This is a genomic window from Pseudomonas pohangensis (assembly GCF_900105995.1).
GTDB classification, from domain to species: domain Bacteria; phylum Pseudomonadota; class Gammaproteobacteria; order Pseudomonadales; family Pseudomonadaceae; genus Aquipseudomonas; species Aquipseudomonas pohangensis.
The window spans coordinates 1478584-1498970 of the sequence record NZ_LT629785.1 but is presented as its reverse complement, the minus strand read 5'-3'; the positions used below and the strand labels follow the sequence as shown (position 1 = coordinate 1498970).

Here is a 20387-nt window from a genome sequence, read left to right as displayed (position 1 = left end):
GGTCCTGTCTGATTGAGTGCGTCCGTCATGCTGCCACCCGTCTATTGCCCGGGCCTTGCAGGCGCAGCAGCAGTGCCGTGGTAATGCATAGATGCGCCAGGTAGTAGGTCGGCAAGATCAAGCCGTCGAGCGACTGGAAATGCAGGAATTCGCTAAAGGAGATGATGCTGTCAGACAGCACAATCAGGCCGATGCCCAGTTGATACAGGCCTTTCCCCGGCTGCGCCATGCGCAGGCCACAGGCAACGGCAAACACCAGACAGGAAATCAGCAGATAGGCCAGCACTGCGCAGAACAGCAGCGCATCGGCAATCGCCGGCCTGAGCAGGAACAAGCCATACGGCAGGTACAGCAGCAAGGCGATGGCGAACACTTTGCGATTCAGGCGGCCGTTGGCCCAGGCAAAACCCAGGTAGCCCAGATGGGCCAGCAGATACAGGCCGATCCCGATAACAAAGAATACGGCCTGCCCGGCCATATTGGAGAGGAAGTAATCGCCGGCGGCCGAGAAAACCAGCGCCGCAACCACCCACAAGCTGTCCCGGCCCAGCGCCACCGATTCATCTGAACGCCAGGCCAGCAGCAGGATCAGGGCACAGGCAAGCGGTACGCCCATCTTTGCCGGCAGCCAGTCAGTGAATAGTGCAATAACGCCCAATACCGCCGGCACCAACAGGTAGCGAAAGTAACCCATGGTTTTCGCGCCTTGCGAAATCGTCAGCACTTCAAGGCCGCTGCAGGCGGTAGATCACCTCATGCAGCTCCTGTAATCCGCGCTCGCGAAAGCGCTCGTTGTGCTGCAGAGCGTCGAAGCGCTTGAGCAGTTCCAGCTGCCAGCCCGCCGCCAGTCTGGCACGTACTTCGGCCTCGGCAACACAAAAGGGTGGCCCGGCCATCTGCTCTTGCGGGTACTCGAGGGCAATCAGCAAGCCACAGCAAGCCGCCGGAAGAATCGCGGTCAAATGCGTCACATAACGCTCACGCATCTCTGGTGGTAAGGCGATCAGTGCGGCGCGGTCGTAGAGCGCCTGACAGTCGCCCACATCGGCTGCCGTCAAGGCAAAAAAATCGCCGTTCCAGATTTCCAGTCCGGCGGCGCGATAACGCCGGAAAGCGCCCTGCTCGGCAACCGTATACTCCAGCCGCTGCTCGGCAAAAAATGCCTCGACTGCAGTACGTGACAACTCGACGCCCAGCACCCGATGCCCCTGTGCCATTAGCCAGGCCATATCCAGGGTTTTGCCACACAAGGGCACCAGCACACGACTGCCTGCTGGCAAACCAAGCGCTGGCCAGAACTCAAGCAGATGCGGGTTCACCTGCGGAAGATGAAAACCGATTTCGTTGCTCGACCAGCGCGCATGCCAGAATTCATGATCCATCAACTGCTCTCCCTGGTGTTCAAGGTGGGTATTTTGCACTGGCAAGCACCCGGGTGGCCACGCGCGATCGTGCCTGAGCGGCAAATTTCAATCATTGCTTAGCGCTGCGCGCTTGCGGGGGCATAATCCTTTCCCGGTAAATCAACCCAATGGAGTTTCAACATGCCCATCAGCAAAGACCAACTGCTCGCCGACATCGCCGAAGCCACCGACCTGAGCAAGGCTGATGTCCGCGCGGTACTCGAGCAGCTCAGCGAGATCGTCAGCGATGCACTGGAAAACAATGACGAAGTCACCCTGCCCGGTATCGGCAAGCTGAAAGTCAACGCCCGTCCTGCCCGCACCGGGCGCAATCCACAAACCGGCAAAGCTATCGAGATCGCAGCTAAAAACGTTGCCAAGTTCGTTGCCGCCAAGGCACTGACCGACGCCATCAATCAGGCCTGATACTTCCCGACCTCGTCGCGACAAGCATGAGCGTTCCCGCGCGCCGCGCGGGAACGCCTGGCCACGCTTCCCGGCGTTGGCTTTCTCACAGCAGCTGACGCCTTGCGTCACACAGGCTGAAACTTGCCCCCGTTGTTGCTGTCCCAATAGGGCTACAGGGCAAGGTAGCGCCCCGGCCGCTTGCCAATCGGGCTCCGCGCCCTCAGCAGCTACACTTGTGCTTACAGGTGCATGCAGTTTGCCTGCGTCTTCATTTGCTCCGGCGGCCACGGCTAGTCGCTGTCACGCCTCTTCGAACAGCGTTCAACCTGTTCGGCGCCCGGGCACTCCGCGCAGCATTGCGCAACAAGGAGAATCTGATGGGACTTTTATTTCTTGTATTGGCCGCAGTCGCAGTGCTGTTTGTCGGCAGCAGCGCAACCGTCGGCCTGGCGATCATCAGCGGCGCCACATTGCTCGGACTGCTGCTGGGTCACGCGCATCTTTTCGGCTGGCTATTGACCCTGGCAGTGCTGGCGCTGGTGTTCCTGCTGACCCTGCCCAATGCCCTGCGCCAACAGCATGTCTCGCAGGCGTTGCTGGCATGGGTGCGCGGCAAGCTGCCCAGATTGTCATCCACCGAACAACAGGCGCTGAACGCCGGCACTGTCTCCTGGGAAGGCGATCTGTTTTCCGGTCGTCCGGATTGGCAAAAACTGCATCAGCTGATGCCATCCAGGCTCAGTGCAGCAGAACAGGCCTTTCTCGATGGCCCGACCGAAACCCTGTGCGCCATGCTCGACAACTGGGCGATCACCCATGAGCACTACGATCTGCCCAGAGAAGTCTGGCAGTTCATCCGCGAGAACGGTTTCTGGGGCCTGATGCTGCCCAAGGAATACGGCGGCCTGGGCTTTTCCGAGCTGGCCCACTCGCAAGTGGTGATGAAAATCGCCTCGCGCAACATAGACGCGGCGGTCACCGTGATGGTGCCCAACTCCCTCGGCCCCGGCCAGTTGCTGTTGCGCTACGGCACCGAAGAACAGAAAAACACCTACCTGGCCAAACTGGCCAGCGGCGAACACATCCCCTGCTTTGCCCTCACGTCACCGGTGGCCGGCTCCGACGCCGGGGCGATTCCCGACAGCGGGGTGATCTGCCACGGCGAATGGCAGGGCAAAAACGTGCTGGGCATGAAAGTCACCTGGAACAAGCGCTACATCACCCTGGCGCCGGTTGCCACGCTGATCGGTCTGGCGATCAAGGTCTATGATCCCGAGCGCCTGTTGCAGGGCGAGTCCGCGGAACCCGGTGTAACCTGCGTGATGATCCCCAGCGACCTCGACGGCGTGCACTCCGGCGTTCGTCATCTGCCGCTGGACAGCGTGTTCATGAACGGCCCGACCTGGGGCGAAGACGTGTTCATTCCGCTGGATTTCGTCATCGGCGGTGCGCCGATGATCGGCAAGGGCTGGGTCATGCTGCTGGAGGTATTGTCCATCGGCCGCTCCATCTCGCTGCCGGCACTGGCCGCCAGTTCCGGCAAGATGGCCTGCCTGAGCGTCGGCGCCTATGCCGCCGTGCGCGAACAGTTCGGCCGCTCCATCGCCGAGTTCGAAGGTGTGCAGGAAGCGCTGGAATCCATCGCCGGGCATACCTTCCTGATGGATTGCGCGCGGCAGTTCACCGCCTCGATGCTCGACCGTGGCGATCGCCCTTCGGTGCCTTCGGCGCTGCTCAAATACCACAACACCGGGCTGATGCGTGAAGTGGTCAACCACGCCATGGATGTAGTGGCAGGCCGCGGTGTGATTGTCGGCCCGCGCAACTTTCTTGCCCCGGTGTATCAGGCAGTGCCGATTGCCATCACCGTGGAAGGTGCGAATATCCTCACCCGCAGCCTGATGACCTTTGGCCAGGGTGCGATTCGTTGCCATCCGTTCATTCAGGAAGAAATTGCCGCGGCCAGCAACGACGATCAGGCCAGCGCGGTGGCGCAGTTCGACGGCGTGTTCTATCGCCATCTGGCGCACACCACCGGTAATGCCGCACGGGCCTTTCTGCTCGGCTTGACAGGTTCCCGCCTTGCCGCTGCCCCCGACTCCGGCAACATCCGGTCCTATTACCGCCAGCTGAGCCGCTTCTCGGCAGCCTTTGCCTGGCTCACCGACATGGGCCTGCTGACTCTGGGCGGCAGCCTCAAGGCACGCCAGCGCTTCTCCGGACGCATGGCCGATGCCCTCACCCACCAGTATTACGCCTCGGCCGTGATCAATCACTGGCACCATGAAGGTTACCCGGAGGAGTTGCGCGATCTGGTTGAATGGAGCCTGCAAACCAGTCTGTTCCACCTGCAGGACAGCCTTTACCGCGCCGCCAGCCAGTTTCCACTGGCTGCCATGCGCTGGCCATTGCGCCTGCTGCTGTTTCCGCTTGGCCAGTGCGTCCAGCGCCCCGGCGACGAACTGGGCCAACGTCTGGCACTGAGCATCGTCAACCAGGGCCGTCCGCGCGACCATCTGGTTGCAGGCATCTTCATCAGCGACAAAGCGGACGACCCGGTAGGCCGTGTACTGCACGCCTGGAAACTGGCCCGCGACACCCATGCGCTGCGCGAGCGCATCAAGGACGCACTGGACAAGGCCGATGGCGCATGTGCCGAAGACACCGACCTGTTACTCGCCCATGAGTGGGAGCAGGTGCTCGATTGCGCACAGAAGCGCGAACTGATCTCCCAGGAGGAACGCGACGAGGCCAGCCAGGCCATGGCCGCCATCTACGATCTGATCCGCGTGGATGCCTTTGCAGCAAAAGATATTGCCGCGCTGGCCAAAGCGTCCAAGGGCAAGCTGAAAGAGGTGGACCGGCCCTGACAGACAAACGCCGGGGGCTGCACTCGAGATGAGTGGAGCCCCCGGCAGCCCGATTAAGCGGATGCTTAGCGGTTTACATCCACCACCACGCGTCCGCGCACCTTGCCGGCAAGCAGCTGGTGAGCAACCGGGATGGCTTCACTGAGGCCGATCTCGCGGGTAATTTCATCCAGCTGGGCCAGATCCAGCCCGGTGCAGAGGCGATCCCAGGCTTCGACACGCTCCTGATAAGGGCGGGTGACGCTGTTGATACCCAGCAGGCTGACACCGCGCAGGATGAACGGCGCTACCGTCGACGGAAAGTCCATGCCCTGGGCCAGGCCGCAGGCGGCAACCAGACCGTCGGCACGCGTAGCCGCACACACATTGGCAAGGGTGTGGCTGCCGACCGAGTCGATTGCCGCTGCCCAGCGTTCCTTGGCCAGTGCACGGCCCGGGCTGGACAACTCGGCACGGTCAATGATCGTCGTCGCACCCAGGCGTTTCAGGTAATCCGCTTCCGCCGGACGCCCGGTGGCGGCGATCACGCTGTAGCCTTTGCGCGCCAGCAGGGCGATGGCAAAGCTGCCTACCCCGCCATTGGCACCGGTTACCAGAACCTCGCCGCTGGCCGGCGTCAGGCCGTGCCGCTCCAGCGCGATCAGGCACAGCATGGCGGTGTAACCTGCGGTTCCGATCGCCATTGCCTGACGGGCGCTCAGCGCCTCAGGCAGGGGAATCAACCAGTCACCGTTGAGCCGGGCCTTCTGCGCCAGACCACCCCAGTGCCCTTCACCGACGCCCCAGCCATTGAGCAGGACGCGGTCACCGGCCTTGTATGCAGGGTGATTGCTGGCTTCCACCGTTCCGGCCAGGTCAATGCCGGGGACCATCGGAAAACGACGGACTACCGGGCTGCTGCCACTGATGGCCAGGCCATCCTTGTAGTTCAGGGTGCTGTAGGCCACGCGCACGGTGACATCGCCTTCGGGAAGCTGTGCATCATCCAGTTCCGTCAGGTTTGCCTGGTAAACATCTGCATCTTTATCAACAAGAATCGCCTTGAACATAGTCATCTCCTGTTTAGACCGATCGTCTATTAATCGGCGAAAAAAATTACCGGGTAATCCCGGCTAGAAATCCTTTGATAAATACATCCAGTGGCCGCACATCCTGTACCAGCCTGGCGCGCAGTACTGCACCTTCCCAACCAATCCAGAAATAGGCTGCGAGTGCATCGCAGTCACTATCCGCGCCTATCTGCCCCTGACCGAGCGCCTGGCGCAAACACACAGCCAGGCGCTGCTGCCAGTCGAGCAATACCTGCTCCAGTTCCATGCGGAAGCTGTCGGGCAGGACCACGACCTCCTGCCCCAGATTGCCGACCAGACAGCCGCGGCGGAACTGGTGCCTGGTCATCCCCGCCTTGGCGTCCTCGACAAAATTGTGCAGACGCTGCAGGGGAAGCTCTGCTTCATTGAGCAACCAGCGATCCAGTTTGCGCGCGAAGTATTCGGCATATCGGCGCAACACCGCCTGGCCGAAGGCTTCCTTGTTGTCGAAGTAGTGATAGAACGAACCCTTGGGCACGTTGACCCGCTTGAGCACGGCATCGATCCCGGTGACCGCAAAGCCCTGCTCGGTCAGCACTTCCATACCGCAACGCAACAGCGCCTCGCGCGTGTCAGCGTGCTCACGCGGGACTTTTGGCGGACGGCCGCGACGAATTGGTGGCTTGGCGATGGTCATGGCCGACATATTAGACCGATCGTTTTTAATGTCAAGCCCGGAATAGCCGACGCCCTGAAAGATCAACCTCCAGCCTTGCCCATCAACCGTTCGGCAGATCCGATCAATAACCTCCGATCTTTGCGCTGGTTATGCCTGCCGCCAACCGTGAACATATGAAACACACTGCTCACGGGACCTTGCCATGCTGCCCAGTCTGTTCATTTCCCATGGTTCACCCATGCTGGCCCTTTCACCCGGTGCTTCCGGTTCGGCGTTGGCGCGGCTGGCTGAACGCTTGCCGCGCCCCCAAGCCGTACTGGTGCAGTCGGCGCACTGGGAGACTGATGAACTGCTGGTCAGCGCTGCCTGCCAGCCGGAGACCTGGCATGACTTTCATGGATTTCCGCCTGAGTTGTATCAACTGCAATATCCGGCTGCGGGCGATCCGGCACTGGCTGGCGCGATTGTCGGGATGCTGCAGCGCAGCGGCCTGGCGGCGCACCTGGACAACCAGCGCCCGCGCGATCACGGGGCCTGGGTGCCGCTGTCGCTGCTGTATCCGGCGGCGGATATCCCGATACTGCAGATTTCCCTGCCGACCCGGCGTGGCGCGGCCTTTCAGCTAGCTGTCGGGCAAGCGCTGGCCGGCCTGCGTGCAGATGATGTGCTGTTGATCGGCTCCGGCAGCATCACGCATAACCTCGGCCTGCTGGACTGGCAGGCTGGCCCGCAGACGATTGCGCCCTGGGCGCAGGCGTTCCGCGACTGGATGGTAGCGCGGCTGATGGCTGCCGATACCGGCGCCCTGCTGGATTACCGTGCCCGGGCCCCCTTCGCTGTGCGCAGCCACCCCAGCGAGGAACACCTGCTGCCATTGTTTTTCGCCATGGGCGCAGGTGGCACAGTGACCGTCGAGCACAGCGGGTTTACCCTCGGCGCGCTGGGCATGGATATCTATTCGTTCGCCTGAAGCTCGGCCAGACGCTCCAGGAAGGCGGCCTCATCCAGCACCGGCAACGCCAGTTCGGTGGCCTTGTCCAGCTTGGATCCGGCTCCGGGGCCCGCCACCACGCAGTGGGTCCTGGCCGATACCGAGCCGGCCACCTTGGCCCCCAGCGCTTCCAGCTGCTGCTTGGCCTGATCGCGGCTCATGGCTTCCAGGGTGCCGGTCAGTACCCAGGTCTGGCCGGCCAGCGGCAAGCCCTGGATGACCTGTTTCTGGCTCTGCCAATGCATGCCGAAGTCGCGCAACTGGGCTTCTACCAGGCACGCCTTGGCGACATTGGCCGGGTTGGCGAAGTAGTCACGCAAGGACTGTCTGGCCTTTTCATTCAGCCCCTTGAGCGCGCTCAACGACAGCCAGTCCTGACTGAGTTCGATCAGTGCCTGCAGGCTGCCGGTCTGCGCTGCCAGTTTCTCGGCACCCGTGGAGGCGATAAACGGAATCTGCAGTTTGTCGATAAAAGCCGCCAGCGTGGTGCAGGCACTGAACTCGGCATGCAACTCACCCTCGCCCTGCAACTGGATGCCGCGCTCCAGCAGTTGTCGCAGCACCTGCCGGTTATGGCTGTCGGCAAAGAAATTGTGGATCTCGTAGGCCACTTCGGCGCCGATATCAGGCAACCAGGTCAGCACTTCCGGCAGCGCCTGTTCGATGCGCGCCAGCGAGCCGAGGGCGCGGGCCAGCAGCTTGGCGGTTTCCTCACCGACATCGGGAATCCCCAGCGCATAGATGAAACGCGCCAGGGTCGGTTTGCGGCTGGCGTCGATGGCTGTCAGCAGGTTCCGCGTGGACAGTTCGGCAAAACCCTCCAGCGCCACCACCTGCTCATAAGTCAGGGTGAACAGGTCCGCCGGTGAAGCCACCAGACCGACGTCCACCAGTTGCTCGACAATCTTGTCACCCAGCCCTTCGATATCCAGCGCACGCCGCGAGACGAAGTGAATGATCGCCTGCTTGAGTTGAGCCTGGCAGCTCAGACGGCCTACGCAGCGATACACCGCGCCTTCACTGAGGGTCTCGCGGCCCTTGCTGCGCTTGACCAGTTGCGTGCGCTCCACCGCCGAGCCGCAGACCGGACACTGCTCGGGGATATGCACCGGCCGCGCATCGGCCGGGCGCCGCTCGGTCACTACCTGCACCACCTGCGGGATCACATCACCGGCACGGCGGATGATCACCGTATCGCCGATCATCAGGCCCAGCCGCGCCACTTCATCCATATTGTGCAAGGTGGCGTTGGACACGGTGACACCGGCTACCTGCACCGGCTTGAGCCGCGCCACCGGGGTGACTGCACCGGTGCGGCCAACCTGGAACTCGACGTCCAGCAGCTCGGTCAGCTCCTCACTGGCAGGAAACTTGTGAGCGATCGCCCAGCGCGGTTCGCGGGCGCGAAAGCCCAGTTCGCGCTGGTAGCCGATGTCATTGACCTTGAACACCACCCCGTCGATCTCGTAGGCCAGACTGCTGCGGCGCTCGCCGATATCGCGGTAATAAGCCAGACACTGCTCGGCACCTTCGACTTTTTTCAGCTCGCGACTGATCGGCAGGCCCCAGCCTTTGAGCTGTTGCAGAATGCCCACCTGGGTCGCTGCCAGCTCGCCCTCGACCTGGCCGATACCATAGCAGCAGAACTCCAGCGGCCGGCTGGCAGTGATCTTCGGGTCCAGCTGGCGCAGGCTGCCGGCGGCGGCGTTGCGCGGATTGGCAAAGGGTTTGCCGCCACTGGCCAGTTGCCGGGCATTCAGCGCCTCGAAACCGGCTTTGGACATGAACACTTCTCCACGTACCTCGAGTACCGCCGGATAGCCTTCGCCCTGCAATTGCAGCGGCACATTGCGCAGGGTGCGCACGTTGCTGCTGATATCTTCGCCGGTGCTGCCATCGCCACGGGTGGCGCCACGCACCAGCACACCGTCGCGGTACAACAGGCTCACGGCCAGACCGTCCAGTTTGGGCTCGCAGCAGTACTCCACCGGCGCTCCGCCGCCAAACAGGTCGGCAGCCGGTAACAGATCGCCGAGGCCTTCACGCACGCGGCGGTCGAAATCCAGCAGGTCGTCTTCGGCAAAGGCATTGCCCAGACTGAGCATCGGCACTTCGTGGCGCACTTCACCAAAAGCCGCCAGGGCCGCACCGCCGACGCGCTGGGTCGGGGATTGTGCCGTAACCAGTTGCGGATGCTCCGCCTCCAGCGCCTGCAACTCGCGAAACAGGCGGTCGTATTCGGCATCCGGCACACTGGGCTCGTCGAGCACGTAGTAGCGGTGATTGTGCGCATCGATCTGGCTGCGTAACTGGCTGATACGCTGGGCGGCGGTCTGGACGTCAGGCATGACGGGCTCTTCTGTGAAACGAAAAGAGCAGCCTGGGCTGCTCTTTTCTCTGTGGGTCTTCAGGTCAGCCAAGCCGGACCCGATACAACGGCGCTGCAATCAGCGCTTCTGGCTCAGCAGCTTGCGCTCGAATTCGGCAATGCGCTGGCGATAGTGCTCGATTGTCTGTGCGGTCAACACGCTGCGCTTGTCGTCTTTCAGGTCGCCATTGAGCTCGGTACTCAACTTGCGTGCAGCGGCGATCATCAGGTCAAACGCCTGCTTGGGATGACGCGGCCCGGGCAACTGCAGGAAGAAGCTCACCACCGGCGTACTGAACATGTCCATGTCGTCCAGATCGAAGGTCCCCGGCTTTTTTGCATTGGCCATGGAAAACAGTATTTCGCCGTTGCCGGCCATGCTTTCGTGCCGGTGGAAAATATCCATGTCGCCAAAGCGCAAACCGCTTTCGAGGATGTTCTGCAACAACGCCGGGCCCTTGAAACCATCGGCTTCACGCGCCACGACACTGATAACCAGCACTTCCTGTACTTCAGTCTGCTCGGCAGCGGCGGGTTTGGGCTTCTCGACGGGTTCTGCAGCCTCTTCGGCCACCGGCGTGAGCAAGGTAGGCACCGGTTGATCCAGATTCAGATCACCCTGTTGGGGCTCGTTGCGCTTGCCTGCCGAATCTCCTGCGGTCATCGAAGGCAGGTTGCTTTCATCAATCTGCGGCTCGCGGTCACGATCCAGTACGCGCGCAGGGCCCAACAGATTGGCGTCTTCCTCGTCATCGGGCAGATCGGCAAGAGTGCGATCAAGTTTGAACTTGAGTTTGCTTTTACTGCCACTCATGCGGCGCCAGCCATCAAACAGAATGCCGGCAATGACCACAATCCCGATAACCATCAGCCACTCACGCAGACCGATATCCATGCAATCCTCTGTACCGAATAGGTTAAAAAATAATCAAAATGTGCTCGCTGCTGTGCAGTTATCACGACCAATTCGCTGAAATAACCGGCATTTTCTGCATGCAGCCGAAAGTGCGTAGTAAATTAGCATGCCCCAGCGCCGAGCGGAACCCGAAAGCAGGCTTCTGCTGCAGTGGAAAAAACCGCCTGATCAGCTGGCTACCAGCGCCACCGCCTCTTCCACATCCACGGTTACCAGCCGCGAACAGCCGGGCTCGTGCATGGTCACGCCCATCAACTGGTCGGCCATTTCCATGGCTATCTTGTTGTGGGTGATATAGATGAACTGCACGCTTTCCGACATCTCCTTGACCAGCCGCGCATAGCGCCCGACGTTGGCGTCATCCAGCGGCGCATCGACCTCGTCGAGCATGCAGAACGGCGCCGGGTTGAGTTTGAAGATGGCGAACACCAGCGCCAGCGCGGTCAGCGCTTTCTCACCACCGGAGAGCAGGTGAATGGTGCTGTTTTTCTTGCCGGGCGGGCGCGCCATGATGGCCACACCGGTGTCCAGCAGGTCTTCCCCGGTCAACTGCAGATAGGCATGGCCGCCGCCAAAGACTTTGGGGAACAGCGCCTGCAAGCCGCTGTTGATCTGGTCAAAGGTTTCCTTGAAGCGGTTGCGGGTTTCCTTGTCGATCTTGCGGATAACGTTTTCCAGGGTTTCCAGCGCCTCTTCCAGGTCAGCATTCTGGGCATCCAGGTAGCGCTTGCGCTCGGACTGCTGCTGGTATTCGTCAATCGCCGCCAGATTGATCGGGCCAAGCCGCTGGATGCGCCCGTCCAGACGCAGCAGATCTTCCTCCCAGCCCTTTTCGCTGGCCTCGACCGGCAATGTCGCCAATACGCCGTGCAGGTCGTAGCCATCTTCCAGCAACTGATCGGTAAGCGCCTTGCGCCGTACCGTCAGCGCCTGCCATTCCATGCGCTGCTGTTCCAGCTGGGTACGCAGGACCTGTGACTGCTGTTCGGCCTGATTGCGCCGGCGCTCGGCGTCACGCAATTCCCGGTCAGCCTCTTCCAGAGCCAGGCGTGCCTGTTTGAGTTCTTCTTCGACGCCCATGCGCCGCTCGAGCATTTCCTCCAGCTTCAGGCGCAACTCCTCCAGAGGTGCTTCGCCCTCCTCCAGATTGAGATTGAGCTGTTCGCGGCGCTCGATGGCACGCTCGAACTGCATCTCCAGACGCTGCAACGCCTGCCGGGTCGAATCGTGCTGGGCGCGCAGGGAGCCGACCCGCACGGCCAGCTGGTGGGCGTGATCCTTGTGTTGCCGGGCCGTCTGGCGCATGCGGTCGAGACGCTCGCGCAGACCATCGCGCTGGGCCAGCAATTGCTCGCGCTGGCCGGTATCGGCGGCCATGCTTTCCAGCGCATCCTGCAGCAACAGCCGGGACTCGCCCAGTTGTTCCTGCTCCTGCGCGCGCTGTTGCTCGACATCGCGCAGTTCACGCTCAAGCCCCTCACGCCGCAGCCCGAGCTGTTCGACCCGCGCCTGCCGCGCCGATAACTGGGCTTTCAGCTCACCCAGCTGCCGTGCCTGCTCCTGAACGCTGCGCCGTCGCGCTTCACGCAAAGCTTCCTGTTCCTGCTGCTCACCGCGCAAAGCCTGCAGACGCTCGTCCAGCTGTTCCAGCAGGGCGCTGCGCTGCTCTACATCTGCCTGCAGGCGCTCCAGTTCCTGACCGCGCGCCAGTACGCCACTCTCGGCTACGCCGGCACGGCAGACGCGCAGAAAGTTGCGCCCGACCCAATAGCCGTCACGGCTGATCAGGCTTTGATTGGCAGTCAGTGCGGCACGACCGGCCAGAGCTTCGTCCAGCGACTCGACCGGGCGCACCTGCGCCAGCCAGGGCGACAGGTCCACGCTGGCCGAGACCTTGTCGAGCAGGCTGCCGCCAGCCGGCTGCTGCCCGCCCGGGCTGTTCTGCAGCAGACGCAGATCGCCTTCGCTGAAATCATGCAGATCGAGCCCGGCGAGATTCTGGAAGTGCGCGTCATCCAGCAGGATCGCCTGCAGATCGGCGCCCAGTACCGTCTCGACGGCCAGCTCCCAGCCGGCATCCACGCGCAGGCCTTCGGCGAGCCGTGGGCGGTTGTCCAGTTGCTGCTGTTGCAGCCACTCTGCGGCGCCTTTGTCCGGATTCAGCGCTGCCTGCTGCAGGGCTTCGAGGGAAGCCAGCCGGCCGTTCAGGCGTTGCAGCTCACCCTGTGCCAGTTGCTGTTCCGCACCGGCCTGCTGCAAGTTTTCACGCAAGCGCTGCAAGCTCTCGGCCTGCTGCGTATCCAGCAGTTGCTGTTCCTCCAGCTGCAATTCGCCGATGGCCAGTTGCTCGGCCAGCTCGTCAATTACCGCCTGTTCGGGGTCGGCCGCCAGCAGATTGCGCTCGTCAAGGATGCGCCGCTGGCGCTCGGCCAGCCGCTCGATGCCTTGCTCCAGCTGCTGGATTCGCGACTGCTGGACTTCCGCCTGGCGACGCGGTTCGGCACTGCGCAGGTTGAAGCCATCCCATTGTTCCTGCCAGCCATGCATGGCCGCTTCAGCTTCTTCCAGTTCGGCGCTGGTTTCTTCGGCTGCGGCAGCACTGCTTTGCTGTTCCGGCGCCAGCATTTCCAGCTCTTCGCCCAGAGTGGCGAGCAAGGTGCGGTCGTGCCCCAGATGGGATTCGGTTTCCAGCCGGGAAGCCTCGGCATCCCGCAGGTCATCCTGCAACTGGCGCAGACGTTGCTGACCATGCTGGATGCTCTGCTCGATACGCGCGATATCGCCGCCTACCGAGTAGAAACGCCCCTGCACCTGATTGAAGCGTTCGGACAACTCATGATGACCATCACGCAAACGTTCGATACTGGCATCGGCATTGCGCTGCTCGGCCACCAGCGCCTCGAAACCGGTTTCCTGTTCAGCAATCACCGTCTCGCGCTGGCCCACCTGCAGGTTCAGTGCCTGCCAGCGCAAGGCAGCCAGCTGGGCTTTCAGCTGACGCTCTTCGGCCTTGTATTCCTGATATTTTTCCGCCGCCTGCGCCTGCCGATGCAAACGTTCGAGCTGACGTTCCAGCTCTTCACGCAAATCCGACAGGCGCGCCAGATTCTCGTGGGTGCGGCGGATACGGTTTTCGGTTTCGCGGCGGCGCTCCTTGTACTTGGAGATGCCGGCTGCCTCTTCGATGAAGTTGCGCAGGTCTTCCGGCTTGGCTTCGATCAGCTTGGAGATCATGCCTTGTTCGATGATCGAGTAGCTGCGCGGGCCCAGACCGGTGCCGAGGAAAATGTCGGTGATGTCGCGCCGGCGGCATTTGGTGCCGTTGAGGAAGTAGGTGTTCTGGCCGTCACGGGTAACCCGGCGGCGGATGGAGATTTCCGCGAAAGCTGCGTACTCACCGATCAGCGTCGAGTCGGAGTTATCGAAAATCAGCTCGATAGAGGCCTGAGTCACCGGCTTGCGGGTGTTCGAGCCGTTGAAGATGACATCGGTCATCGATTCGCCGCGCAGGTTCTTCGCCGAACTCTCGCCCATTACCCAGCGTACGGCGTCGATGATGTTCGATTTTCCGCAACCGTTGGGCCCGACCACGGCGGCCATGTTGCTGGGAAAATTGACGGTGGTCGGATCGACGAAGGACTTGAAGCCGGCCAGGCGGATACATTTCAGGCGCATGGTGCCGCTCCGCCCTGACCGGCCAGTGCCGCCAGTACCTGTTGGCAACTGTGTTCGCAATAACGCTGCAGCAGATCGCGCATGCGCTTCCTGTCCCGCATTTCCAGTGCATCCTGCAAGCCGCGAAACAGCTGATGGATGAACTGCATTTCGTCTGCCCGGCGATCAAGTATCAGATAGTGCATGCGGCTTACCACCGGTGTCAGATTGTCGAGAATTTGTTGCAGGTACGGGTTATTGGCAAAGTAGTAGCCGGCCTTGCTCAGCTCGACGCCCTGGACGACAAACTTGCCGACATCGTGAAATTTGGCTGCCACCGCCAGTTCGCGCTGGATGGCGCGGTATTGTTCGAGCTCCGCTTCAACTTTCCAGTTAGTCGCCGCCGTACCCAGCAGTACATACAGCTCCAGCAGCAGCACAAACAGACCTTTGACATGTTCTGCGCTCAGCTCGCTGACCTGCGCCCCACGGTTGGCATGGATATCCACCAGATGCTGCCGCTCGAGAATCAGCAACGCCTCGCGCACCGCGCCACGACTGACATTCAGGGTCTGCGCCACATGCAGTTCGCGAATCCGCTCACCGGACTTGAGCTGGCCACGGATGATGCGTCCGGCAATATCCCCGGCAATCTGCTCAGCCAGGCTGTCCGCGGCCTTGAACGTCATGATTTCCCTTAGTTTTATTGATTTGAGGCGGCGCCGGAGTTTATCACAGCCTTTTCTGCCGGCAGCTTTGCCGTTGATCAGCAACTTGCCGCAAATTCTCGGAGCGCCGGCTTACCGGAGCGCCGGACGGGCTGCTATGTTGTGCACAAGGCAATAGGCGGAACTCCGGCATGAACAGCGAACAGTCCTTGCGACAACGAATCTATACCGTCATTTTCGGCACCACCACGCGTGCCGGGCGGATCTTTGATGAATGCCTGCTGATCGTGATCATTGCCAGCCTGGTGGTGGTGATGCTCGACAGCATTCAGGAGATCCACGACGACTATAAATTGCTGTTTTATTACCTCGAATGGCTGTTCACCGGCATTTTTGCCATTGAATACCTGACCCGCCTGTATTGCTCGCCGAAACCCTTGCGTTATGCCTTCAGCTTTTATGGCCTGATCGACCTGCTGGCCGTCTTGCCGGGCATCCTCGTAGTGTTCTTTGCCTCGGCCCAGTACCTGATTCTGGTCCGTGTGATCCGGGTCCTGCGGGTATTCCGCATACTCAAACTGACGCCCTACCTGACCCAGGCCAATTACCTGCTGGTGGCGCTGCGTGGCAGCCAGAAGAAGATCACCGTGTTCTTCTCCTGCATCCTGATTCTGGTGATCATTTTCGGCGGCATCATGTATGTCGTCGAAGGCCCGGAGCATGGTTTCACCAGCATACCCAAGGGCATCTACTGGGCCATCGTCACCCTGACCACGGTGGGTTACGGTGACATTTCCCCGCAAACACCCCTTGGCCAGGCGATTGCCAGCCTGGTAATGATCGCCGGTTACTCGATCATTGCCGTACCGACGGGTATTTTCACTGCGGAAATGGCCAATGCCATGCGCCAGGAGTTTGGTGCAGGACTGGATGGCACCAAACATGAGTGCCCCAACTGCAACAAGAGCAGCCATCAACCCGAAGCCAGTTACTGCTGCCGTTGTGGTTCCAATCTCTACCCGCATGCCAGCAAAGCTGAAATAACCGCCCCGGAGTGAGGCGGTTTGACCAGGCACTGCCCAGTGCTCCGGGTTTGGCTCGCAGGGTGGGCTTTAAGCCCAGCGATACAGCTCTGAACTGCTCAATGCCGGGCTGAAGCCCGCCCTGCCGGCACTCCACGGCATCAGCATGACAAGGGCTCAGTGAGCGTCCGGGCTGTCGATGACAATCGTCTGCAAAGCCGCTTCGTCATTGGCCACAGGCGGTACCTTGCCCATCCACTCGCCTGCCGTGGCATTACCGGCACGGGAAATCCGCGCTGTCAGCTGGATTTGCGCAAAGCCGGATATCTTCAGTTGCGGCATCATCGCATCGGCATCCGACAGGCTTACTTCCACCGGCAGATCCGCCACTGTCAGGCGCTTGACCGCCAGCGGCATGGGCGGGCCGGAGGCAGCCTTGGCAAACACGAACAGGCTATCGCCAGGCTGCACCTGGTCACGCAATGCCGGCGCCAGTTCGACGCGCACCTTCAAGGCAGGCGTATTGCTGGCCATTACCGGCTCGGCCGGCAACGTGCCGCCGGCTTCAAGCACCTTGGCCTTGGCCCGCTCGATACCGCTCTCGATCGGTTGCCGTGCCGCATCATCGGCCGGCAGCCCCGCCAGCAGGCGCTGCCAGTAGCCGATAGCTTCGGCATATCGACCGGCTTCATAGGCGCCAATCCCCAACAGGCCCAGGCTGGTGCCTTCCTGCGGGTCGGCGCGCAAGGCTTCGTCGGTCAGACTCTGGATTTCCGGGGTCCATTGCCGGTTACCGGCAAAGAACTGCGCCTGCGCCAACTGACCGAGCACTTCGGCCGGACGATCGGCCAGATCGGCAGCTTTGCCGAAAGCGGCCGCCGCATCGGCATAGCGCTCCTGGGCCATATAGGCACGGCCAAGGAAATACCAGGCTTCGGCAGCCTCCGGTTGTACCTTGACGGTTTGTTCCAGGCGCTCGGTCATTTCCTCAAGGGTGCGCGGCGTACTTTCGTAGGCCCGGGCCAGCTCCACTTGCTGGCTGCCACCCCAGTGCAGATAGAGCCCGAAACCCAGTGCCGGCACCGCCAGGGCAGCCAGCAGCGGAATGACCTTGCCCAGATTGCTGCTGTGCAGCGCTCCCCGGCCTTCGGTATCTGCCAGCAGTTCGCGGGCAGCTTCTGCCTTGCCGGTTTCGAACTGTTCGGCACTCAGGGTGCCGGCAGTCTGTTGCGCGGTCAGTTCGGCCAGTCGCTCCTGATACAGGGCCACGTTCAATGCGGTGCGATCCTCGACGGCTTGTGCGCGTCGACCACGCAGCAGCGGAATCAGCATGAATGCCAGAGCGGCGAGCAGCAGCAGGCCGGCAGATAGCCAGAAATCGAGCATCAGTCTTGTCTGTCCTGTGGTTCATGATTGAGCAGTGCGTCCAGACGCGCCTGTTCCTGTGCGGTCAGACCGCTGCCGGCACTGCCCGTCGATGTGCGGCGCTTGCGCAGCACGATCAGGCCGAGAATCAGGGCACCGCCGAGCAACAGCACGCCCGGACCAAACCAGAGCAGCCATGTGCGTGAATTCAATGCCGGTTTGTAACGGACAAAATCGCCGTAGCGCGCCACCATGAAATCGACGATCTGCTGGTTATCCTTGCCCTCGCCGAGCATGCGGAAAATTTCCCGGCGCAAATCCGCGGCAATCGGCGCGTTGGAGTCGGCAATATCCTGATTCTGGCACTTGGGGCAGCGCAGTTCGGTGGTCAGCTGGCGGTATTGCTGGCGTTCGGCTTCATCCTTGAACTCGTAGGTATCAATGGCTGCATGAGCAACACCGACCAGAAGCAGACTCAGCAGAACGCTGCTTAACAGACGCTTCATTGTCCGCCCTCATCGACCAGCTGGTTGTACAGTGGTGCCAGCTGCTCCTGCCAGACGCGCTCGTCAATCACGCCGACGAACTTGTGGCGGATCACACCCTGAGCATCGATCATGAAGGTTTCCGGAGCACCATACACACCCAGATCCAGCCCCAGCGAGCCCTGGGCATCATCCACATCGAGCTGGTAAGGATTGTGGAATTCCTTCAGCCACTTCTGTGCGGCAACCTGCTCGTCTTTGTAGTTGATGCCGTAGATGGTTACGCCACGCTGGCTGAGTGCATTGAGTACCGGATGCTCAACCTTGCAGGAGATGCACCAGGTCGCCCAGACATTCACCAGCGCCGGACCCTTGAAATCAGCCTGGGTCAGCATAGTTTGCGGCTTATCCACCGATGGCAGGCTGAAGGCCGGTAACGGTTTGCCGATCAGCGCCGAAGGCAGCTCGGAAGGGTCTTTGCCGATCCCCGAATACAACACAACCGCCAGCAAGACGAAGGCCAGCAACGGCAACAGCATTAACAGGCGCTTCATGCCCTGGCTCCAGTCAGGCCCAGCGCTTCACGCACCGAGCTGCGCACCCTGGTGCGGTAACGTCGATCGGAGGCGGCCAGTACGCCACCCAGCCCCATCATCAGACCGCCCAGCCACAGCCAGCGCACGAACGGCTTGATATGCACGCGCACGGCCCAGGCACCGTCTTCCAGCGGCTCGCCCAGTGCCACATACAGATCACGGGTGAAGCCTGCATCAATCCCTGCCTCGGTCATCGGCATGTTCTGCACGGTGTACAGGCGTTTTTCCGGATGCAGCAGCGCTACCTGCTGACCATCCTGCAACACCCGGATAGTGGCTTTGTCGGAGGTGTAATTGGGGCCTTCGTGGTGTTTCGCACCTTCGAAGATGAAGCTGTAACCACCCAGTTCCAGCGCTTCACCCGGCGCCAGACGCAAGTCGCGCTCGGAACTGTAGTTGCTCACCAGCACCACGCCGATGGCACACACGGCAAACCCCAGATGTGCCAGTTGCATGGCCCAGTAGCTGCGGCCCAGACCCAGACTGCCGCGCAGCAGGCCCTTGTGCCGGGTCTTGTCGAGCAGGTCGCGGACACCGGCCAGCAGCACCCAGGCAGCGAGGAAGAATACCGCCAGCACCGCCCAGTTGAAGTCGCCCATCAGCAGCCAGGCCACACCGGCCAGCAGCATGCTGGCAATCAGCACCGGCTTGAGCATACCCAGCAGCCAGTCAAGCGGCGTGGCTTTCCAGCGCACCAGCATGCCGATCGCCATCACCAGCATCAGCAATGCCATCAGCGGTACGAACAGCGCATTGAAGTACGGCGGCCCGACCGACATCTTGGCCCCGCTAACGGCGTCCAGCACCAGCGGATACAGCGTGCCGAGCAAGATCATCGAGGCCGCCACTACCAGCACCAGATTATTCGCCAGCAACAGCGTCTCGCGTGACCACAGGGTAAAGCCGACGGTGCTTTTCACCACCGGTGCACGCACGGCAAACAGGGTCAGCGAACTGCCTACCACCATCAGCAGGAAGATCAGGATAAACACGCCGCGCTCGGGGTCGGCGGCAAACGCATGCACCGAGGTCAACACGCCGGAGCGCACCAGAAAGGTACCCAGCAGGCTCAACGAGAACGCGGCAATCGCCAGCAATACCGTCCAGCTTTTGAATACGCCGCGCTTTTCCGTCACCGCCAGCGAGTGGATCAGCGCCGTACCGACCAGCCAGGGCATGAAGGAGGCATTTTCCACCGGATCCCAGAACCACCAGCCGCCCCAGCCGAGTTCGTAGTAAGCCCACCAGGAACCCAGGGTGATGCCGATACCGAGAAAGGCCCAGGCAATGATTGTCCACGGCCGCGACCAGCGCGCCCAGGCCGCATCCAGCCGCCCGCCGAGCAGTGCCGCAATGGCGAAGGCAAAGGCCACCGAAAAACCAACATAGCCCATATAGAGCATCGGCGGGTGCACGATCAGGCCGAAGTCCTGCAGCAGCGGATTGAGATCCCGGCCATCGCTGGGCGCATTCGGCAGCAGACGCTCGAACGGATTCGAGGTAACGATCAGGAACAGCAGAAAGCCGACGCTGATAATGCCCATCACCGCCAGCACCCGGGCCAGCATGACTTCCGGTAGTTGCCGCGAAAAAATCGACACGGCCATGGTCCAGCCGCCGAGAATCAGGGCCCAGAGCAACAATGAACCTTCATGGGCGCCCCACACGGCACTGAATTTGTAATACCAGGGCAAGGCGCTGTTGGAGTTGCCGGCGACATAGGCCACCGAGAAATCATCGTTGAGGAACGCCCAGGTCAGGCAGGCGAAAGCAAACAACAGCATGCAGAACTGGCCACGCGCCGCCGGCACCGCCAGGCTCATCCACAGACGGTCACCACGCCAGGCACCGACCATCGGCAAAGTCGACTGCACCAGCGCCAGACACAGCGCCAGAATCATCGCCAGATGACCCAGTTCGGGAATCAGCAA

The 20387-nt window shown here is 61.6% G+C and carries 16 protein-coding genes; 4 read left to right on the top strand and 12 right to left on the bottom strand.

What is annotated here, in order from left to right; all coding sequences use genetic code 11:
- Positions 1–25: 25 nt before the first annotated feature.
- Positions 26–694: a lysoplasmalogenase family protein gene (locus tag BLT89_RS06995; protein ID WP_157718813.1), complete on the bottom strand. Its 669-nt coding sequence runs from the start codon at positions 692–694 to the stop codon at positions 26–28.
- Between the two features lie 31 nt (positions 695–725).
- Complete coding sequence (locus BLT89_RS06990) at positions 726–1382, bottom strand: thiopurine S-methyltransferase (RefSeq protein WP_090193750.1); 657 nt, start codon at positions 1380–1382, stop codon at positions 726–728.
- Positions 1383–1544: 162 nt separating this feature from the next.
- On the opposite strand from BLT89_RS06990, the gene BLT89_RS06985 reads away from it, so the two are divergent.
- Complete coding sequence (locus BLT89_RS06985; RefSeq protein WP_090193749.1) at positions 1545–1829, top strand: HU family DNA-binding protein; 285 nt, start codon at positions 1545–1547, stop codon at positions 1827–1829.
- Positions 1830–2188: 359 nt separating this feature from the next.
- Entirely contained in the window at positions 2189–4681 is a 2493-nt protein-coding gene (locus BLT89_RS06980) for an acyl-CoA dehydrogenase (protein WP_090193748.1), read from the top strand.
- Between the two features lie 65 nt (positions 4682–4746).
- Here the strand turns inward: BLT89_RS06980 and acuI are convergent, their stop codons facing one another.
- Together acuI and acuR are read right to left on the bottom strand one after the other, a co-directional pair.
- Positions 4747–5730 carry an acrylyl-CoA reductase (NADPH) gene (gene acuI / locus BLT89_RS06975; protein ID WP_090193747.1) on the bottom strand — a complete coding sequence of 328 codons (984 nt, stop codon included), beginning with the start codon at positions 5728–5730 and terminating at the stop codon, positions 4747–4749.
- A 46-nt stretch (positions 5731–5776) separates the two neighbouring features.
- Entirely contained in the window at positions 5777–6409 is a 633-nt protein-coding gene (gene acuR, locus BLT89_RS06970; protein WP_172829156.1) for an acrylate utilization transcriptional regulator AcuR, read from the bottom strand.
- Between the two features lie 184 nt (positions 6410–6593).
- Between acuR and BLT89_RS06965 the strand changes: the two genes are divergently transcribed.
- The gene (locus tag BLT89_RS06965; RefSeq protein WP_090193746.1) at positions 6594–7361 is read left to right on the top strand and encodes a DODA-type extradiol aromatic ring-opening family dioxygenase; all 768 of its coding nucleotides are present in this window, start codon (positions 6594–6596) and stop codon (positions 7359–7361) included.
- Here BLT89_RS06965 and ligA read toward each other — a convergent pair.
- The 4 genes from ligA to BLT89_RS06945 form a co-directional block, all read right to left on the bottom strand.
- Positions 7346–9730, bottom strand: coding sequence for an NAD-dependent DNA ligase LigA (ligA, locus tag BLT89_RS06960; RefSeq protein ID WP_090193745.1), 2385 nt, complete (start codon positions 9728–9730; stop codon positions 7346–7348). The two genes, BLT89_RS06965 and ligA, sit on opposite strands and share 16 nt — an antisense overlap.
- Before the next feature lie 99 nt (positions 9731–9829).
- Entirely contained in the window at positions 9830–10645 is an 816-nt protein-coding gene (gene zipA, locus BLT89_RS06955; RefSeq protein ID WP_090193744.1) for a cell division protein ZipA, read from the bottom strand.
- A 189-nt stretch (positions 10646–10834) separates the two neighbouring features.
- Positions 10835–14341, bottom strand: coding sequence for a chromosome segregation protein SMC (smc, locus tag BLT89_RS06950; RefSeq protein WP_090193743.1), 3507 nt, complete (start codon positions 14339–14341; stop codon positions 10835–10837).
- Entirely contained in the window at positions 14332–15009 is a 678-nt protein-coding gene (locus BLT89_RS06945) for a GntR family transcriptional regulator (RefSeq protein ID WP_090193742.1), read from the bottom strand. Before BLT89_RS06945 ends, smc begins: the two co-directional genes overlap by 10 nt.
- Positions 15010–15179: 170 nt before the next feature.
- Here BLT89_RS06945 and BLT89_RS06940 point away from each other — a divergent pair, with 170 nt between their 5' ends.
- Positions 15180–16046 (top strand): ion transporter, encoded by an 867-nt coding sequence (locus tag BLT89_RS06940; RefSeq protein ID WP_090193741.1) that lies wholly within the window; start codon positions 15180–15182, stop codon positions 16044–16046.
- A 141-nt stretch (positions 16047–16187) separates the two neighbouring features.
- On the opposite strand, the gene ccmI is transcribed toward BLT89_RS06940, so the two are convergent.
- Genes ccmI through BLT89_RS06920 form a run of 4 tightly spaced genes read right to left on the bottom strand, consistent with a single transcriptional unit; the run spans position 16188 to position 20384 of the window.
- On the bottom strand, positions 16188–17396 hold the full coding sequence (gene ccmI / locus BLT89_RS06935; protein ID WP_090193740.1) for a c-type cytochrome biogenesis protein CcmI: 1209 nt from the start codon (positions 17394–17396) through the stop codon (positions 16188–16190).
- The gene (locus BLT89_RS06930; protein WP_090193739.1) at positions 17396–17881 is read right to left on the bottom strand and encodes a cytochrome c-type biogenesis protein; all 486 of its coding nucleotides are present in this window, start codon (positions 17879–17881) and stop codon (positions 17396–17398) included. Before BLT89_RS06930 ends, ccmI begins: the two co-directional genes overlap by 1 nt.
- Positions 17878–18414, bottom strand: coding sequence for a DsbE family thiol:disulfide interchange protein (locus tag BLT89_RS06925; RefSeq protein ID WP_090193738.1), 537 nt, complete (start codon positions 18412–18414; stop codon positions 17878–17880). The genes BLT89_RS06930 and BLT89_RS06925 overlap by 4 nt, the downstream gene beginning before the upstream one ends.
- Positions 18411–20384: a heme lyase CcmF/NrfE family subunit gene (locus BLT89_RS06920; protein ID WP_172829155.1), complete on the bottom strand. Its 1974-nt coding sequence runs from the start codon at positions 20382–20384 to the stop codon at positions 18411–18413. The genes BLT89_RS06925 and BLT89_RS06920 overlap by 4 nt, the downstream gene beginning before the upstream one ends.
- Positions 20385–20387 lie beyond the last annotated feature (3 nt).

Bases quoted from the DNA above. Each gene is read 5' to 3' on its own strand.
- zipA (WP_090193744.1), bottom strand. From the start codon at position 10,645: ATGGATATCGGTCTGCGTGAGTGGCTGATGGTTATCGGGATTGTGGTC.
- ligA (WP_090193745.1), bottom strand. From the start codon at position 9,730: ATGCCTGACGTCCAGACCGCCGCCCAGCGTATCAGCCAGTTACGCAGC.
- BLT89_RS06945 (WP_090193742.1), bottom strand. From the start codon at position 15,009: ATGACGTTCAAGGCCGCGGACAGCCTGGCTGAGCAGATTGCCGGGGAT.
- BLT89_RS06930 (WP_090193739.1), bottom strand. From the start codon at position 17,881: ATGAAGCGTCTGTTAAGCAGCGTTCTGCTGAGTCTGCTTCTGGTCGGT.
- BLT89_RS06965 (WP_090193746.1), top strand. From the start codon at position 6,594: ATGCTGCCCAGTCTGTTCATTTCCCATGGTTCACCCATGCTGGCCCTT.
- BLT89_RS06985 (WP_090193749.1), top strand. From the start codon at position 1,545: ATGCCCATCAGCAAAGACCAACTGCTCGCCGACATCGCCGAAGCCACC.
- BLT89_RS06940 (WP_090193741.1), top strand. From the start codon at position 15,180: ATGAACAGCGAACAGTCCTTGCGACAACGAATCTATACCGTCATTTTC.
- BLT89_RS06990 (WP_090193750.1), bottom strand. From the start codon at position 1,382: ATGGATCATGAATTCTGGCATGCGCGCTGGTCGAGCAACGAAATCGGT.
- BLT89_RS06995 (WP_157718813.1), bottom strand. From the start codon at position 694: ATGGGTTACTTTCGCTACCTGTTGGTGCCGGCGGTATTGGGCGTTATT.
- acuI (WP_090193747.1), bottom strand. From the start codon at position 5,730: ATGTTCAAGGCGATTCTTGTTGATAAAGATGCAGATGTTTACCAGGCA.
- smc (WP_090193743.1), bottom strand. From the start codon at position 14,341: ATGCGCCTGAAATGTATCCGCCTGGCCGGCTTCAAGTCCTTCGTCGAT.
- BLT89_RS06980 (WP_090193748.1), top strand. From the start codon at position 2,189: ATGGGACTTTTATTTCTTGTATTGGCCGCAGTCGCAGTGCTGTTTGTC.
- ccmI (WP_090193740.1), bottom strand. From the start codon at position 17,396: ATGCTCGATTTCTGGCTATCTGCCGGCCTGCTGCTGCTCGCCGCTCTG.
- BLT89_RS06925 (WP_090193738.1), bottom strand. From the start codon at position 18,414: ATGAAGCGCCTGTTAATGCTGTTGCCGTTGCTGGCCTTCGTCTTGCTG.
- acuR (WP_172829156.1), bottom strand. From the start codon at position 6,409: ATGACCATCGCCAAGCCACCAATTCGTCGCGGCCGTCCGCCAAAAGTC.